Below are 16,494 nucleotides of genomic sequence, written 5' to 3' on the forward strand. Positions count from 1 at the left end.
CAGCGCGCGCAAGACAGCGACCGATTTCATCCGCAATTAGTCCTCCCCGAAGGGAACCCGATGTCGCCCATCCTGATCAATCTCGTCGGTATCGTGGCGATCCTGCTGCTCGCCTTCCTGCTGTCGACGGGCAAGCGCCGTATCAGCCTGCGCGTGGTCGGGGCCGCCTTTGCGCTGCAGGCGCTGATGGCGCTGCTGGTGCTGCGGACCCCGTTTGGCGTGCAACTGATCCAGTCGCTGTCCAACGGCGTGATCGCGCTGCTCGATTATTCCAAGGTCGGAATCGAGGCGGTGTTCGGGCCGATGGGGGCCAATCCCTTCACCAATACCTTCGTGATCGCGGCGCTGCCGGTGATCGTGTTCTTCGCCGCGATCGTCTCGATCCTGTACCACTGGGGCATCATGCAGCGGCTGGTGCGCTGGGTCGGCGGGGCGATCGGCTGGATCACCGGGATCAGCAAGGTCGAGGCGCTGGGCAGCGCGGCGAACATTTTCGTTGGCCAGTCGGAAAGCCCGCTGGTGGTGCGCCCCTATCTCGCCGCGCTTACGCCCAGCCGGCTGTTCACGCTGATGAGCGTGGGCATGGCGGGCGTGGCGGGGACCATCCTTGCCGCCTACGCCAGCTTCATCGGCGCCGAAGCGGTGCCCTTCCTGCTCGCTGCCGCCTTCATGTCCGCGCCCGGCGGCATCCTGATGGCCAAGATCATCATGCCCGACGACGAGAGCGATCTGGCCCGCGATGCCGCGCAGATGTCGGGCGTCGACCCCGAGGGCGAGATCGTCCTGCCCAAAACGCGCATCAGCGCCGAAGGCCCCGCCGCGCTGACCGAAGGCGGCAAGGCGCATGAAGTCGAAGTCGCCGAGACCTTCGAGGAAGGCCACCGGCCCGCCAATATCATCGAAGCCGCCGCGCAGGGTACGCAGACCGGTGTGAAGCTGGCCGTGGCGGTCGGCGCGATGGTGATGGTCTTTGTCGCGCTGGTCGCGCTCGCCAACGGCATCCTTGGCGGTATCGGCGGCTGGTTCGGCTATCCCGATGTCAGTTTCCAGCAATTGCTCGGACTAGTGTTCGCGCCGGTAATGTATCTGATCGGTATCCCGTGGGAGCAGGCCGGTGCCGCGGGCGGATTGTTCGGTACCAAGATCGTCCTCAATGAATTCGTCGCCTTTATCGAACTGGGCGCAATGGATGCCAGCGCGCTGACCGACCGCAGCCGCGCGATCGTGACCTTCGCGCTGTGCGGCTTTGCCAATTTCAGCTCGATCGCGATCCAGATGGCGGTGACCGGTGGGCTCGCGCCGAACCAGCGCCCGGTGATCGCCAAGCTCGGCCTGCGCGCGCTGGCGGCGGGCAGCCTCGCCAATCTGATGAGCGCGGCGCTGGCGGGACTCTTCCTGCCGTATTAAAGGGCGCATCCATTATGACCGATTCGAACACCGATATCGCGGTCGTGTCGCTGGCACAGCCGCTCGACTCCATCGCCGCCGAACTGGGCCGCAGCTTCGAGGAATACGGGTTCGCCGTCGTCCGCGACCACGGCATCCCGCAGGAGTTGATCGACCGCGCCGAAGCGCTGGCGAAGCAGTTCTTCGCGCTCCCCGACGCGGTCAAGCGCGCCTATCACATCCCCGGCGGCGGCGGCGCGCGCGGCTATACGCCCTTCGGGACCGAGAAGGCCAAGGACGCCAAGGTCCACGACCTCAAGGAATTCTGGCACGTCGGGCGCGAGCTGCCCGCAGGCCATCCGCTGGCCGAGTTCATGGCCGACAATGTCTGGCCGTCCGAGGTCGAGGGCTTTCGCGAGACCTTCTCCGAACTCTACGCCGCCTTCGAAACCGCCGGTGGCCGCGTGCTCGAAGGCATCGCGCTGCATCTCGGGCTCGACCGCGGCTTCTTCGCGCCCACGGTCGAGGACGGCAATTCGGTGATGCGCCTGCTGCGCTACCCGCCGCTCGAGGGCGCGGAAGCCGAAGGCGCGATTCGCGCTGCCGCGCATGGCGACATCAACACGATCACGCTGTTGCTCGGCGCGGAGGAGGCGGGGCTCGAACTGCTGACCGCGCAGGGTGAATGGAAAGCGGTTGCGCCGCCCGAGGGGGCGCTGGTGGTCAATGTCGGCGACATGCTCGACCGGCTGACCAACGGCAAGCTGCGCTCGACCACGCACCGGGTGGTCAATCCGCGCGGGGAAGCGGCCTATCGCGCGCGCTACTCGATGCCGTTCTTCCTGCACTTCCGCCCGGACTACGTGATCGAGACGCTGCCCTCGTGCATCGACCCGGCGCATCCTGAAAAGCGGCCCGAGCCGATTTCGAGTCACGAATTCCTGCTCCAGCGCCTGCGCGAGATCAATCTGGCCTGAGGCCCTGCCGTATCCGGCGGGCGTTGTATTTATGCATCGGTTCCGGAAAGAATCGGATTTGTTGCCTTTTTGCAACTAGACTAAGTCGCGGAAATTCAAGCAAATTTTATTGCGCTGCAGCGAAACGTCTCGCAGGTGCAATACATGTCTTGATCATGTCATAAAAAGATCGCTTTGGCGCAACGTCCTCCCCGCAAAGGGAGCTGGCTTTGACGTACCAGCCTACTTTTAACGAGACGAAGGGATCCTCTCGATGAAGTTCAAATATCTCCTGGCCGCATCGGTGGTCAGCACCGCCAGTGCAATGGTCGCCGCCCCGGCCGCCGCACAGTCGACCGGTTCGGTCGATTTCGACGACACGGTCATTATCGTTTCCGGCGCACGCGAAACCGGCGTTGGCGGTATCGAAAACCCCAACACCACCAAGGCCAAGCAGGTCCTCGGCGAAGAAATCATCCGCCGCCAGCGTCCCGGCCAGACGGTCAACGACATCGTCAACCTGGTTCCGGGTGTCAGCTTCCAGAACAACGATCCCTGGGGTTCGTCGGGTGGTGGCTTCACCATCCGCGGCTTCGGCGCCGACCGCGTGTCGCAGACGCTCGACGGCCTGCCGTTGAACGATTCTGGCAATTACGCGCTCTACACCAACCAGCAGGTCGACCCCGAAATCCTCGAATCGGTCAGCGTCAACCTCGGCACGACCGACGTCGACAGCCCGACCGCTTCGGCCACTGGCGGCACGATCAACATCCGTACCCGCGAGCCGGGCGATGACTTCGGTCTCGTCGGCACCATCACGGTCGGCGATGTCTTGGCCTCGGGTGCCACCGATACGCTTTACAGCCGCGCATTCGGCATGATCGACACCGGTGACATCACCGGCCTCGGGACCAAGGCTTTCGTCTCGGCCAGCTACACCACCTATGGCGTGCCCTACAATCCGTACGGCCGGATCAACAAGACCCAGCTCAATGGCCGCATCTGGCAGGACCTGGGTTCGAACGGCGACTTCCTTGCCGTGTCGGGTCACTGGAACGTCAACCGCAACAACTTCGCCGGTTCGGAAAGCCTCGAGGCGCTGCTCGCCCCGGGTGCCGATGACCGCCGCTTCTCGATCTACGAAGACGGTGGCGAGTACCCCTGCACCGTCGATCCGCGCGTCGTCGCGGGCGGCCCGGGAAGCCCGGGCGATTCGGTTGACTATGACGACCGCGAGGGCTGCGGCGCGGCATTCTATCGCCGTTACAACCCCTCCGACACGGGCAATATCCGCGGTGCTTCGCGGTTCAGCATCACCGATGCGCTCACCTTCACCTTCGATCCGAGCTACCAGTACGTCAAAGCCAATGGCGGCGGCCCCGACGATCTTCGTGAATCCTTCTTCACGGTCAACGGCGGTTCCTACACCGGCGCCTTCAACGGCGGGTACTACTTCGGTCGCGACCTCAACGGCGACGGCGATCTCGACGACGAAATCGCGGGCAACGATCCCAGCCAGACGCGTACCGACCGTTTCGGCGTGGTCGCCAACCTGATCTACGACATCAACGACGATCACCGCGTTCGCGTCGCCTACACCTGGGACCGCGCCCGCCATCGCCAGACCGGCCAGATCAGCGCGATGCTCGCCAATGGCGAACCGGTTGACGTGTTCTCGATCGACGCCCCGCTGCTCGATGTGAACGGCAACGAGGTCAACAAGCGTGATCGCCTGTCCTATGCGATCCTGCACCAGGTCTCTGGTGAATATCGCGGCCAGTTCGGCGACCTGACCACCGTGCTCGGCCTGCGTGCACCGTTCTTCAAGCGCGAGCTGAACCAGAACTGCTTCACCACTTCTGCAGGCGGTTTCGTGGATTGCCCCGCAGCGGGCCAAGACCTTTCGAACTACGTCGATGCGCCGTTCAACGACGACCATTCGGCACCGCAGTCGCGTACCTACAACTACGACAAGCTGCTGCCGAACGTGGGTCTGACCTACGAATTCACCCCGACCGTCTCGATGTTCGGCAACTACGCCAAGGGTCTTTCGGTGCCGGGCACGGACCCGCTCTACGACTCGCTGTACTTCGCCGATGCCGATATCGCGCGGCCCGTTCCCGAAACCACCGACAGTTTCGACCTCGGCCTGCGTTTCCAGAGCGGCAATGTCGAAGCACAGATCGGGGCCTATTACACCCGTTACCAGAACCGTCTCGCTGTAGCGTTCGACCCCGAAGCCAATGACGGCGAAGGTGAAAACGTGTTCCGCAACCTGGGCCGGGTCGACAAATACGGGATCGACGGTTCGATCTCCTGGCGTCCGACCTACAACTCGCTGCTCTACGTTTTCGGCTCGTATAACGACTCCGAAATCAAGGACGACGTGCAGGATGGCGTCGATGGAGCCGGTAATCCGGTCTTCCTCCCGACGGGTGGCAAGTCCGAATCGGGTTCTTCGAAGTACTCCTTCGGTGCCCGCGGTCAGGTTTCGTTTGGCGATCTCGAATTCGGTGCGCAGGTCAAGCACACCGGTCCGCGTTACCTGAACGACACCAACCTGCCGATCGACGGCGAGCTGCCTGACGGCACGCCGTTCACCTTCGATGCGAAGACGCCGTCGTACACGCTGGTGGATCTCGACGTTCGCTGGACGATCACGGAGAACCCGTTCGGCAAGGACGTCGCCCTTCAGTTGAACGTGACCAACCTGTTCGACGAGTACTACATCGGCTATTTCGGTGGCACGCTCGACGACTTCGGTTTTGCCCAGATCGGCGCGCCGCGCGCGGCCAGCCTGTCGCTGATCTTCGGCTACTAAGCGATAACCGGCATGGGGCTCGGCCCCATGTGCAGACTACGGGGCGGTCCTCCTTCGGGAGGGCCGCCCTTTTTCCATGCCGCTGGACCCGGTCGGGCGGCTTTGCCATGATCGCCCGATGGCCGAACCCGCGACCCGCTATGCGCAGACCAAGAAGCGCCTCAATCCCTGGGTGATCGCGCTGATCGCGCTGATCCACCTCGGCCTGTTCTATCTGCTGGTGCGCGCATTGGCGCCGACCGCGGTCTCCGGGGTGGAGCGCTCGGTGGTCTCGGCGTTCACTGTCACGGTATCCACGCCCGAGGAAGAACCCGAACCGACCGAACCCGAGCCCGAAGGCGCGCAAGGCGATCCGGGGCGCGAGGCGGTGCCCGATGCGGTCACCGCGCCCGAGCCCGAGCGCCGCATGCGCGAGGATCCGCCGGCACCGCGTGCCTCCTCGACCGGGACGGCAAACACCGCCGGCGCGACCGATCAGGGGCAGGGCACCGGCCGGTCCGGGTCGGGCGAGGGTACGGGCAGCGGCGAAGGCGGTGGCGGCCAGGGTGGGGGAGCGGCGACCAAGCCGGTGCTGACGCGCGCGATTACCGATGCAAGCGCCTTTCCCGTGCCGCCCGGCGGACGGCAGGCGCGGATCGGCCAGTCGGTCATTGTCAGGCTGACCGTGTCGCCGCAGGGGCGCGCGACGCGCTGCAGCATCTACCGGCCCAGCCCGTTCCCCGAAACCGATGCGGCGGTCTGCCGCCTCGCGCTCGACCAGTTGCGCTTCGAACCGGCGCGCGATGCGAGCGGCAACCCGGTTGCCGCGACGTTCCACTACCAGCAGCGCTTCTTCAACTAGCCGCGCCGCACGGGCCGCGGGGTCAGTCGTCCTTGTCGTAGCTGCCGATCACTTCGACCAGCTCGTCCTTGCCGTAAGGCTTGGTCAGCAGGCCCGATGCGCCCAGTTCTTCCAGCCGGTCCTGCATTTCGCCATAGCCGGTCGCCAGCCAGAACGGCACGCCCATCTCCCTGAGCCTGGCGGCTATCGGTTCGCTGTTTTCCTTGCCCAGATTGTAGTCGAGGATGGCCAGTTCGGGCTGGCTCTTCGTCAATGCGTCGAGCGCCGCTGCGACCGAGCTTTCGATCCGCACGGTCCCGATCCCGAGTTCCTTGAGGCAATCTTCCGCATCGAGGGCGATGATCATGCTGTCTTCGACCAGCAGCACACTGTCGGGCAGGTTTTCCAACCGGGCGTCCTTCTTCGGCTTGGCGGCTGCGCTCTTTTCGCCATCGCGCGAACGCCATTCGACATAGCGCGCGGGAATGCAGAACCGGGCCTCGACACCTTCCAGGCGGTAATTGATCTCGGCAGTGCCATCGAGTTCGTAGGGGATCGAGCGTTCGGTGATCGTGCTGCCGAACCCGCGGCGGCTGGGCGGCTTGACCGGGGGCCCGCCGCTTTCGCGCCATTGCGCGCAGAAATTGTCCTCGGCATCGCGGCTCACTTCCACCTCGAGCTTGCCCGATTGATCGCTCAGCGAGCCATATTTCGCCGAATTGGTGATCATTTCGTGGATCACGAGCGCCATCACCGTATAGGCTTCGGGCGCGATCATCGCTTCGGGGCCGCGCAGGTCGAGCCGGTCCCGGCTCGCTGAAAGATAGGCGTTGGCTTCGGTTTCGATCAGCTCCGAGAAGGGCGCGTGCGACCAATTGCCCTTGGTGATGTTGTCATGCGCCGACGCAAGCGAGGCGACCCGGCCCGCGACGATTTCGACGAAACTCTCGATATCGCGCGCATCGCCCTTGGACTGGTTGATCAGCCCGCGGATGAGGTTGAGGATATTGCGCACGCGGTGGTTGAGCTCCGCGATGAGCAATTCCTGCTGCTGCTGCGCGCGGGCGCGTTCGGTCACCGCCTCGTCGGTCAGCCGCAGGATGATCTCGAGCAGCGTGACGCGCAGGCTCTCGGCAATCTCGATCTCGGCGCGCGACCATTTCTCGGCGCGGCCCTCGACCGTTTCGCGCCAGGCCTCGAAGCTCTTGCGCGGGGTCAGCCGGTCGCCATTGGGACCGGCCTCGACCGCCTTTTCGGGATTGCCCGCCCAGGTCACGGTCTGGGTGAGCGGCTTGCGCCACAGGATCAGATAATCGCGCGGGGTGCGTGAGACCGGGATGACCAGCGCGCCCGTCGCGCGGTCGGCAAACCGGGCAGCGCGCGGCAGGCGTTCGGCAATCGCCTCGGTGGCGAGCAGCTTGCTCGTCGCAGTGCCGTTGAGATTGGCGACGATCGCGCGAAATTCCTCCTCATTGGGGGCCGACCCGCGCGCGTCGTAAATGTCCTCGACGAAGATGCTCACCCCGTCATGCGGGATGACCTGTTGGATGACCGGTTCGATCATCGGCAGGCTGGCGGACAGCGGGGTACCAGCGACGACATCGCGCATCAGCCGGGTGTGGACCTCGCGCCCCATTTCGCGGCGATCGGCGCTTTGGCGGGCCAGCGTACGGTCGAGCGTCAGCGAGAAGAATTCGGAGAACAGCTCGGCTGCGGTGCGCTGCGAATAGGGGAGCAGTTTGGGGCCGTAGTGATGGCAGGCGAACAGCCCCCACAGCTTCCCGCCGATGATGATCGAGATCGACAGCGAGGCGCCGACGCCCATGTTCTTGAGATATTCGATGTGTATCGGCGAAACCGCGCGCAGCGTGCTCATGCTGAGGTCGAGCGGTTCGCCATCGAAGGACACGCCGGGTTCGACCGGGACCGGCTCAGCCTCGACGTCGGCGATGATGCGGAAGCGGTTGCGGACATAGAGCGCGCGCGCCTGGTCGGGGATGTCCGAACGCGGATAGCGCAGGCCATGGAACTTCTCGAGATCGTCGCGCGCGGCTTCGGCGATGACTTCGCCCGACAGGTCCTCGCGGAAGCGATAGACCATGACGCGGTCGATCTGGAGCGCCAGCCGCAACTGGCGGGCCGCCTCGTCGACCAGCGCCTGCACTTCGGTATGCTTTTCCAGCCGGGTCATGATCGGCCGCAGAATGCTCAGCTGGCGGTTGAGATCGCCCGCAGCATGCGGTTCGATCTCGATCACCGTGTTCCCGCCCGAACTGTGCAACGCACAATCGAACAGCGCGTCGGTGTCGAACAGCGCGAGACCAAACAGCCTCTCGACCTGGTCGGGCAATGTCAGCGCCGCGGCCGAACTGCGCAGTTGCTGCAACGCGCCGGGCGACAGCAGCCGCGAGAGCCGGTCACCGATCTCGACCGTGCGGCCAGCGCCGAACAGGGCTTCGAGATTGGTCGAACGATGCGCGACGAACCAGTCGGAATTGACCGCGATAAGCGCGCCGAAACCCTGGATCCGGCCGAGTTGGTGGATCGGTTCGCGATCGCAATTGGAAAGATTGACGTCCTGCGGGTTCATTATGCGGCCTCGCGCGCGAGGCTGTCGGCCACGATCGCGTTAAAGTGGGAAAAGGTGGCTTGCGCCGCGTGCAAGGCGGCTTCGTCCGTGGCGATGGAATGCGGTCGTTCGAGCGCGGGCAGCAGGCTTCGCCAATAGGTCGTCATGCCCATGTCGGACAGGAAATCGACCGGCCAGTCCACCTTGTTCTTCCTGAGCCGCGCGAGGATTGCGCGATTGCCCAGCGATGATCCCGCCAGCACCCAGCATACGCCCAGCGCGTCGCTGGGCGCGGGAGGGGCGAAAGCCGGGGCATCCTCGGGGACCGCGCGTCCCAGCGCGGACATGTCCTGCGCCAGCAAATTGCTCTGACAGGGCGGCGGGGTCCCGCTGTCGGCCAGCCAGTCTTCGACGCCTACGCGCGCGCGGTACTGGATGTCGAGAAACGCTGCATAATCGCGCGCATCGCCCGTCACCAGCGCGCCCAGCCGCGTATCGAGCCGGTCATGGCTCGCCGCGGTTCCGGTCTTGAGATAAGTCCTGGTGGAGCGACACGCCCCGTTTGCTACCGGCATTCGCTCGGCCTCGCTTCCCTACCGTCTTGCCCCATGTGGATCAGCCATGCATCCGCATCCGGATTCCTGATCCGGCCCAGTGCAGAGCGCTCCGCAAAGGAGATCGTTCCGCGGTCGGGAAAATTTCTCGGCGATGCGGGCGAAATTACTTCGGCGCGATCAGTTTCTGGCCCTGCTTGCGGATCGCGCTGGCGACCATCGGTTCGACGAAGGACAGTGCGGGCGGCAGATTGACCTCGAACACCACCTGGTCGTCCTCGATGATCACACAGCCGTCGACGCCCTGGCCCATGGCCCTGACCGCCAGGTCCATCCGGTCCTCGCTGGGCCAGCTGGTGGTGACGTCGGCCATACCGCCGGGGATATATTGGGCGATCTCGTGGCTGTGTGACTGGAGGCGGCGGCGCACTTCTTCCTTGCCGAGGCTGTGGGAAATGGGAACGCGCATCAGTTCTTGTGCTCCAGTTGCGGGCTGGTCTGCGCCCCTTCGCCAAATTTATAGTCGAGATAGCGGTGCTTGATCGCCAGATCGTCGAGTGAGCCCTCGGCCAGCTGCCGGGTGATCGAATCGATCTCGCCGCTGATCTTGCCGAGGCTGTCGGTCAGCTGCTGGTCGGGGGTCGCGCCGGCGCGTTCTTCCTTGCGCAGATGCGCCGGGATCCGCTGGTAGCTGTCGATCATCTGCGGCAATTGTTCGCCCACCAGGCTGCGCACTTCGCGTGCCTTGGGGTGGTCCTGGTCGAGCCCTTCGAGCTGCAGGCCCAGCGCGTCGAGCTGGACGCCCATGTCATCGACGATCTTCGCCGCGGGCGGGGGCAGGGCGGGGCGCTGCGCTTCGAGCCACAGCTCGGTGCGGCCGACCATCTGCTGGACGTTGCCCTTGTTGATGTCCGCGCGCTTGGGCGTCTTGATCTTCGGATAACTGGAGAAGATCGCGGTAGCGATGGCCGTGGCGACAACCACAGCCATGACGCCCCAGAAACCGATGCCGCTGAACATCGCCCCGGCAATTCCGGCTCCCACCCAGATGACGGCCACCGCGATCAGGAGGTTGCGCACCTTTTTCATCAAGTGGTCGCGCTTGGCCTTGGCCGAACCCTGCCCGATCGAGGGCGCGCGCCGGTGGCGGCCGCCTTCGCGGTTGTCGCGCACCAGCGCCTTGCTCTCGGACAATATGCGGTCGCTGTCGCGGGTGAGGTCGTTCACGATGCCGCCCTCAGCCCTCGATGCTCAGCAGGCTGCTTTCGGCGACCTGCTTCTGCGCCTGCGACTGGCCTTCGGCGCGGGCGATGTAGCCTTTCGACTTCTCGACCTCGTCGGTCAGCAGCGTGACCGTCTGCTTCATGCTGTCGAGCGCGCGCAGCTTGAAGCTGTCGACCTCGTCCATCGTGTCGTAGATGTTCTGGAAGGCGCGTTGCAGCGTTTCCAGCGGGATCGTGCTTGCCGCAGCCTGTTCGTGGATCTTGCCGGTCTGGTCGCGCAGCAGCGTGCTGGTGCTGTCGATGATGCCCGCCGTGGTTTCGTTGAGCGCGGTGATCTGGCCCAGCACGAGGCGCTGGTTGGTCATCGCTTCGGCCACGGTCACTGCCGTGCGCAGCGCGCCGACGGTGGTGGTGCTGGCGCGGTCGACACCCTTCACCAGCTCGACATTGTTCTTCTTCACCAGGTCGAGCGCGAGATAACCCTGCACGCTCACCGCCATCTGGGTGAGCAAATCCTGCGTGCGTTGGCGGACATAGAACAGCGCGGTTTCGCGCACCGCCTTGGCCTTGGCCGGATCGGTCGCGTCGAGTTCGGCGGCCTTTTCCTCCAGCTTCGCGTCGAGCGAGTTGGAGATGTGGATCATCTGTTCCAGATTGCCCATCGCCTCCCACAATTTCTGCCGTTCGACGTCGATCGCGGCATTGTCCATGATCAGCTCGTCCTTGCCGCTGGCGAGGTTGTTGAGGATCGACTGGATATGCGTCTGCGCGCTCTGGTAGCTGCGGAAGTAATTGGTCAGCTTGTTGCCGAAGGGAATGATGCCGAGGATCTTGCGCGGCCCCGACAGCTTGCCGCGCTTGCCCGGATCGAGGTCCTCGACCACGCGGCGCAATTCGGAAAGATTGGCGCCGACGCCTTCGTCCTTGTCCATCGCGCGCACCGGGCGGTCGAGGAAACGGTTGGACATGCCCGCCGCAGCCATGATTTCCTTGCGGCCCATATTGGTCAGCTGGTCGACCTTCTTGCCGAATTCGGGCGAATTCGCATCCTCGGCGATCAGATCGGCGACGAAGCCGTCGACCTTGGTCTGCAGCTTGCTTTTCACCTCGTCCGAGACGGGTACGAGGCCCGCAGCCTTCTCCGGCTTGACCTCGGGCACGGGATCGGGCGGCGTGAGGTCGAAGGCGGTTTCGGTGGCAGTTGCGGTCGGCGTTTTCGTATCGCTCATGGGCGCAGATCTCTCCAAGCGGCTATAATCCTGTATTAGGGTGGCAATACACGATCTTCAAGCGCGCAGTCGCGCGGCGCGCCGATAGTGCCGCGCCGATGGCGGCAAGCGCAAGGCAATTCTGCCGGTGGTCCGTCGCGCAGAGGGCCGCGTTGGCGCAGGCCTCAGGCGGCGAGGTCGAGCGGGACGATTTCCCCCGCAAGATACTGTTTTTTCGCCTTGGCGCGGCTGAGCTTGCCCGAACTGGTGCGCGGCAGCGTGCGCGGCGGGACCAGCTCGACCACGCAGCTCATCCCGGTGACGCCGCGGACCTTGTCGGCGATCTGGTCGCGCAGCTTGATCCGCTCGACCGGGTCGGACACGCGGCAATGCACCAGGACGGCGGGGGCTTCCTCGCCCGCCTCGGTGTCGATCGAGAAGGCAGCGATGTCGCCGTGGTTGAAGCCCGGCAATTGCTCGACCGCCCATTCGATGTCCTGCGGCCACAGGTTCTTGCCGTTGATGATGATCATGTCCTTGGCGCGGCCGACGATGAACAGATAGCCATCGCCCATGTAGCCCATGTCGCCCGTGTCGAGCCAAACGTCCCCATTGTCCTTGGCGACGAGGCAGTCGGTGGTCGCCTCCTCGTTGCGGAAATAGGAGTGCATCACGCTCTTGCCGCGGCACCAGACCTTGCCGATCTGGTGGTCGCCGCGCAGCTGGTCGTTCTCGCCGCGGATCTCGACTTCCATCCCGGGGATCGGCTTGCCGCAATTGACGATGGCGCGGTAGCGCGCGGGCTTGGACAGGTCGCGCGGGCGGCCCGAGAGGCGTTCCTCCTCGACCAGTTCGACGCGGATCCCTTCGCCTGGCGGCATGACGGTGACCGCCAGCGTCGCTTCGGCGAGGCCGTAGCTGGGATTGAAGCTATTCGCCTGGAAGCCCGCGCCGGCAAAAGCGTTGACGAAGTTCTGCATCACGTCGGGGCGGATCATGTCCGCGCCATTGCCCGCGACGCGCCAGCGCGACAGGTCGAAGCGGTCGGCAACGCTGCTCTGGCTGGAAATCCGGCGGGCGCAGATGTCGTAGCCGAAGGTCGGCGAATAGCTCAGCGTGGTGCCCTGGTTGCGGCTGATCAGGTCGAGCCAGGCCAGCGGACGGCGCGCGAAATGTTCGGTGCGCAGGTAATCGACCGATACCTGGTTGGCGACCAGCGACAGGAAGCAGCCGACCAGCCCCATGTCGTGATACCACGGCAGCCAGCTGACCACGCGGTCGTTCATGCCGATTTCCATCGATTCGGCATGACCGCGCAGATTGTGCAGCAGCGCTTCATGCGTGACCGCGACCCCGGTCGGGAAGCGGGTCGAACCCGAGGAATACTGCAGGTAGCAAATATCTTCGGGCTGCGCTTCGGGCAGATCGACCGGCGGGGCCGGGCGCTGCGCGAAATCGCCCCAGCTTTCGCCGCCGCAACCCTGCCGGTCGGCGGCGGCCTTCGCCATTTCGGCGATTTCGCCGGGATAGATGAGAATTGTCGGGTCCGCGCTCTTCAACTGGACCGAAAGCTGCTCGATATAGCTTTCCTTGCCGCCGAAGGTCGTCGGCAGCGGCAGCGGGACGGGCCAGGCGCCCATCAGCGTGCAGGCGCAGAACAGCGCGGCGAACTCGGGGCTGGTCTCGGCGACCAGCGCGACGCGGTCTTCCTTCCCGATCCCCATCGCCATGAGCCGGTAAGCCGCTTCAAGCGCATCCTCGCGCATCTGCGCATAGGGATAGACGCGTTCGAGCGTCCCGCGCATGTCGTGGAAATTGAGACCCTTATCGCTGCGCGCAGCGTAGTCGATAGCCTCGTTGAAGGTCGCGAAATCGGAACGGCGACGCGGTAGGTCGCAGTCGTTCGGCGTCGGCGTCAGTACGGCGTCGGTCATAATTATCGGCGATACCCGTGAATAGCTGGGGCCTTGCGGCTTCCCTCATTGCTTGATGTGTCACACGATCTGGAAGATCGCGCGCTCTCCCATGTTTCCCAATCTTAAAGGAGTGTGGCAGGAATATGGCCGATGGATGATGAACGCGCAACATCGGGCCGCACCCGCCGCCGGGCAAAACCGCTTGATCGCACGCGGCTGGAGGAGCTGGCGGTGGCTTATGTCGCGCGCTTTGCGACCAGCGCGGGCAAGCTGCGCACCTATCTCCAGCGCAAGCTGCGCGAACGCGGGTTCACCGAAGACGAGGAGCCCGATCTCGACAGGCTGATCGCGACATTCGTCGAGCGGGGCTATGTCGACGACGAAGCCTATGGCCGCGCCAAGGCGGGTGATTTGGTGGCGCGCGGCTATGGCGCGCGCCGGGTCGATCAGGCGCTGCGGTCCGCCGGGATCGACGAGGATTTGCGCCATTCGCTCGAGCCGGGAGAGGCGCAGAAGCGCCAGGCGGCGCTGGTACTGGCACGCAAGCGCGGCTTCGGGCCGTTCGGGCAGCAGGCAGACATGGGACCCGAGGAAGCGCGCAAGCTACGGGAAAAGCGGCTTGCCGCATTGGTGCGCGCGGGCCATGATTTCGACATAGCGCGGCGCATCGTCGAGGCGCGCACGGTCGAGGAGCTTGAGGAATGGGTCGCAGAAGCACGGGACGAGGAGCAATGAAGCGCCTGGCCGCGATGGCGGGGCTGGCCGCGCTGCTGGCCTGTTCACCCCAGACGCAGGCCGAATCGTCCGCCGAGCCCGCCGGGGCGGGCGCCGAGGCGGCGACGACGCACCCGATCTCGGGGCTCAAGGTGATCCCGCTGACCGTGACGACCGAAAATGGCCAGATCGCGATTGCGGCGGAACTGGCCGATACGCCCGAAGCACAGACGCGCGGGCTGATGTTCCGTACCGAGCTCGGCGATCATGAAGGGATGATCTTCCCCTATGACGGGACCACCGCGCAAAGCTTCTGGATGAAGAATACCCCGCTTGCGCTCGATATCATCTACATCGGTCCAGATGGGCGCATCAGCAATATCGCCGCGATGACCGAGCCTTATTCGCTCGAACCGGTCTATTCGGTCGGCCCCGTGCTCGGCGTGCTCGAATTGCGTGGGGGCCGCGCGGAGGAGCTGGGCATCGCCCCGGGCGACCTGGTCGAATGGTAGGGATCATGCACGCGCGGAAGCCCAAGTGCGCGGTTGCGCACGGCGGCGCTTGAGGCCCGGCAAATAAACGGCTAATCGCGCGGCCATGAACATCCTCGGCAAGATTTTTACCTGGTGGGACGGCGCCACGATCGGCACGCTCCTGTGGTCGTCGCGCAATGGCGAGCAGGTTGGCACCGATGCGCAGGGCAACGCCTATTACCGCTCGAAGAAGAAGAGCGGCGATGGCCGCGAGCGTCGCTGGGTGATCTATGAGGGTGCCAATGATGCCAGCCGCGTGCCGAGCGAATGGCACGGCTGGCTGCACGGCTCGTTCGACGACGTACCCGAGAGCAATCTGCCCGCGGCGCGGATCTGGGAAACCGATTACACGCCCAATGCCACGGGTACGGCGACTGCCTATCGCCCCGCCGGTGCGCTCGAGCGCGGCGGCAAACGCGCCCGCGCGACGGGCGATTACGAAGCCTGGTCGCCCGAGGCGTGACGATGCGCGGGGCGCTTGCCCTCCTGGCCACGGCGGCGCTGGTCGCGGCCTGTGACCAGCAAGCGGACGCGCCCGCCGATGCGATCGCGACCACTATTCCCGAGGAACTGCAGCAGGGCGAATTGCCCGCGCGTCCCGCCGCCGAAGCGGGGCTGGGCACGCCGATGGCAGAGCGTGTCGCCACGCTCGGCCTGCTCAACAAGCGCAACAATGTCAGCCAAGACCTCGAACTGCGCCCCGGCGAGCAGCAACGGGTCGGCGATGTGATCGTCCGCCTGCAGGCCTGCGAGCGCACCGCGCCGTGGGAAATGCCCAAGGAAACGGGCGGTTTCGTGCAGGTGCTGGTCAAGGAACGCGGGACCGAGGACAATTTCCGCAAGGTCTTCTCGGGCTGGCTGTTCAAGAACTCGCCCAGCCTCAACGTGGTCGAACACCCGATCTACGACGTCTGGATCAAGGACTGCGTGATGGATTTTCCGGGTGAGGAAGACGCGCCGAATCGCGCGACGACATCGGGCAACGCGGCCACCGGATAACCCTCCAGCCGGGCCATCATCTGCATATATTGCGCCTGGCTGACCGCCACCGCGCCCATGGTCGCCAGGTGTTCGGTCATGAACTGGCAGTCGAGCAGCGCATAGCCCGCCTCGCGCATCGCCGCGACCAGCCACGCCAACGCGACCTTGCTGGCATCGGGCGTGCGGCTGAACATGCTTTCGCCGCAGAACACCCGGTCGAAACCGACGCCATACAGCCCGCCGACCAGTGCGCCGCCCTGCCAGCATTCGATCGAATGCGCATGCCCTGCCAGATGCAGCGCGTTGTAGCTGGCCTCGATCCGGTGGCTGATCCAGCTTTCGGCATGTTCCTCGCGCGGCGCCGCGCATTCGGCGATGACCCCGGCGAAATCGGCATTGCAGGTCACGCGGAAGCGATCCTGCCGCAGCGTCTTCTTCAAACTCTTCGACAGGCGGAAGCCATCGAGCGGGATGATCGCGCGTTCGCGCGGCTCGACCCAGTAGACTTCGGGATCGCTGCGATGGTCGGCCATGGGGAAGATTCCCCCGCGATAGGCGCGCAGCAGCAATTCGACGGGTATCCGGGATGTGGCGGGGGCGTGCATCGCGGAGCATCTTAGCACTTCCATGCCTCTGGCGATATGGACCTTGCCAAGTGCGATTGGTCCCCCTAATGCGCGCCCTTCCTGCAGGGGTGTAGCTCAGCTGGTAGAGCATCGGTCTCCAAAACCGAGGGCCACGGGTTCGAATCCTGTCACCCCTGCCATTTCTTCTTCGATGACTTGTCGTTGCCGCAAGCGCGGCCTATCGCGC

Annotated in this window: 15 protein-coding genes and 1 tRNA gene; 9 read left to right on the top strand and 7 right to left on the bottom strand. The window is 64.9% G+C overall.

What is annotated here, in order from left to right; translation table 11 throughout:
• The first annotated feature begins 60 nt into the window (after window positions 1-60).
• From V6B15_RS01275 to V6B15_RS01290, 4 genes are all read left to right on the top strand, one after another.
• Entirely contained in the window at window positions 61-1,407 is a 1,347-nt protein-coding gene (locus V6B15_RS01275; RefSeq protein WP_334199742.1) for a NupC/NupG family nucleoside CNT transporter, read from the top strand.
• A gap of 14 nt (window positions 1,408-1,421) precedes the next feature.
• A complete protein-coding gene (locus tag V6B15_RS01280; RefSeq protein ID WP_334199743.1) occupies window positions 1,422-2,363 on the top strand; it encodes an isopenicillin N synthase family dioxygenase in 942 nt (313 codons plus the stop codon).
• 253 nt (window positions 2,364-2,616) lie between these two features.
• Window positions 2,617-5,163 (top strand): TonB-dependent receptor, encoded by a 2,547-nt coding sequence (locus V6B15_RS01285; protein ID WP_334199744.1) that lies wholly within the window; start codon window positions 2,617-2,619, stop codon window positions 5,161-5,163.
• Window positions 5,164-5,281: 118 nt separating this feature from the next.
• A complete protein-coding gene (locus V6B15_RS01290) occupies window positions 5,282-6,004 on the top strand; it encodes a TonB family protein (protein ID WP_334199745.1) in 723 nt (240 codons plus the stop codon).
• Window positions 6,005-6,026: 22 nt separating this feature from the next.
• Here the strand turns inward: V6B15_RS01290 and V6B15_RS01295 are convergent, their stop codons facing one another.
• From V6B15_RS01295 to V6B15_RS01320, 6 genes are all read right to left on the bottom strand, one after another.
• Window positions 6,027-8,573: an HWE histidine kinase domain-containing protein gene (locus V6B15_RS01295; RefSeq protein WP_334199746.1), complete on the bottom strand. Its 2,547-nt coding sequence runs from the start codon at window positions 8,571-8,573 to the stop codon at window positions 6,027-6,029.
• On the bottom strand, window positions 8,573-9,127 hold the full coding sequence (locus V6B15_RS01300; RefSeq protein ID WP_334199747.1) for a biliverdin-producing heme oxygenase: 555 nt from the start codon (window positions 9,125-9,127) through the stop codon (window positions 8,573-8,575). Before V6B15_RS01300 ends, V6B15_RS01295 begins: the two co-directional genes overlap by 1 nt.
• Before the next feature lie 145 nt (window positions 9,128-9,272).
• A complete protein-coding gene (locus tag V6B15_RS01305) occupies window positions 9,273-9,575 on the bottom strand; it encodes a polyhydroxyalkanoic acid system family protein (RefSeq protein WP_253522142.1) in 303 nt (100 codons plus the stop codon).
• Complete coding sequence (locus V6B15_RS01310; RefSeq protein ID WP_334199748.1) at window positions 9,575-10,333, bottom strand: hypothetical protein; 759 nt, start codon at window positions 10,331-10,333, stop codon at window positions 9,575-9,577. Before V6B15_RS01310 ends, V6B15_RS01305 begins: the two co-directional genes overlap by 1 nt.
• A 10-nt stretch (window positions 10,334-10,343) precedes the next feature.
• Window positions 10,344-11,558 (bottom strand): toxic anion resistance protein, encoded by a 1,215-nt coding sequence (locus tag V6B15_RS01315; RefSeq protein WP_334199749.1) that lies wholly within the window; start codon window positions 11,556-11,558, stop codon window positions 10,344-10,346.
• A gap of 164 nt (window positions 11,559-11,722) precedes the next feature.
• Entirely contained in the window at window positions 11,723-13,471 is a 1,749-nt protein-coding gene (locus V6B15_RS01320; RefSeq protein ID WP_334199750.1) for a fatty acyl-AMP ligase, read from the bottom strand.
• 132 nt (window positions 13,472-13,603) lie between these two features.
• Between V6B15_RS01320 and V6B15_RS01325 the strand changes: the two genes are divergently transcribed.
• The 4 genes from V6B15_RS01325 (at window position 13,604) to V6B15_RS01340 (ending at window position 15,699) form a co-directional block, all read left to right on the top strand.
• Window positions 13,604-14,188: a regulatory protein RecX gene (locus V6B15_RS01325; protein ID WP_320181708.1), complete on the top strand. Its 585-nt coding sequence runs from the start codon at window positions 13,604-13,606 to the stop codon at window positions 14,186-14,188.
• On the top strand, window positions 14,185-14,679 hold the full coding sequence (locus V6B15_RS01330) for a DUF192 domain-containing protein (protein ID WP_334199751.1): 495 nt from the start codon (window positions 14,185-14,187) through the stop codon (window positions 14,677-14,679). The genes V6B15_RS01325 and V6B15_RS01330 overlap by 4 nt, the downstream gene beginning before the upstream one ends.
• Window positions 14,680-14,764: 85 nt before the next feature.
• On the top strand, window positions 14,765-15,163 hold the full coding sequence (locus V6B15_RS01335; protein WP_253522149.1) for an NADH:ubiquinone oxidoreductase subunit NDUFA12: 399 nt from the start codon (window positions 14,765-14,767) through the stop codon (window positions 15,161-15,163).
• Window positions 15,164-15,165: 2 nt separating this feature from the next.
• Window positions 15,166-15,699 (top strand): DUF2155 domain-containing protein, encoded by a 534-nt coding sequence (locus V6B15_RS01340; protein ID WP_334199752.1) that lies wholly within the window; start codon window positions 15,166-15,168, stop codon window positions 15,697-15,699.
• Here V6B15_RS01340 and aat read toward each other — a convergent pair.
• Entirely contained in the window at window positions 15,603-16,286 is a 684-nt protein-coding gene (aat, locus tag V6B15_RS01345) for a leucyl/phenylalanyl-tRNA--protein transferase (protein ID WP_253522151.1), read from the bottom strand. The two genes, V6B15_RS01340 and aat, sit on opposite strands and share 97 nt — an antisense overlap.
• A gap of 85 nt (window positions 16,287-16,371) precedes the next feature.
• On the opposite strand from aat, the gene V6B15_RS01350 reads away from it, so the two are divergent.
• A tRNA-Trp gene (locus V6B15_RS01350) sits at window positions 16,372-16,447 on the top strand.
• The last annotated feature ends 47 nt before the right edge of the window (window positions 16,448-16,494 follow it).

This window comes from Qipengyuania sp. Mu-71, assembly GCF_036867055.1.
GTDB classification, from domain to species: domain Bacteria; phylum Pseudomonadota; class Alphaproteobacteria; order Sphingomonadales; family Sphingomonadaceae; genus Qipengyuania; species Qipengyuania profunda.